At 68.4% G+C, this 584-nt stretch carries 1 protein-coding gene; it reads left to right on the plus strand.

What is annotated here, in order from left to right:
• Positions 1-202 precede the first annotated feature (202 nt).
• On the plus strand, positions 203-584 hold a 382-nt coding region (locus AC1DU6_RS35040; RefSeq protein ID WP_477863156.1), incomplete at its 3' end, for a DUF3108 domain-containing protein.

Here is a 584-nt window from a genome sequence, read left to right on the forward strand (position 1 = left end):
ATATGCGATGCGACCCCGCGCCCCGCGCGTGGGATTGCCCGACCAGGTGATGCCCCAAGTGAATTCCCAGGCGAGTTCCACTGTGAGCCCCCGAGTGAGCCCTCAAGCGACCTATTCTGCGCTCCTTCCGGCGATAGCCGCTCGGGCGGCAGGCCGGATGGCGCGCGCGGCCGGACCACGCGCGATTATCGCCGCGGGTCTCTTGCTGGCGCTGCCGGTGGTGATGTCCGGCGCCGCGCGGGCGCAAACGCCGGCTGCGGCTCCGGTGCAGCCCTCCCGTCAGGCGCCTGCGCAGGCGGTGACCCTCGGCGGCAAGCTGGAGGCTAAATATGAAGCCAGCCTCGCCGGCATCGCGGTCGGCAAGGGCCATTGGGCCATCGACATCAATGACGACCAGTATTCCGCGACGGCCAGTGGCGRCACCGCCGGTCTGCTGAAAGCCTTTGCCGGCGGTGCCGGCTCCGGCCAGTCCACCGGCCGCGTGGTCGCGGGCGCGCTGGTGCCGTCGAATTATCAGGCCGTCACCACTTCCGCGAAGAAGTCCGAGACGATCAAGATGCTGATCACGCCGGGCTATGTAAAAG

This window comes from Roseateles sp. P5_B10 (genome assembly GCF_056400485.1).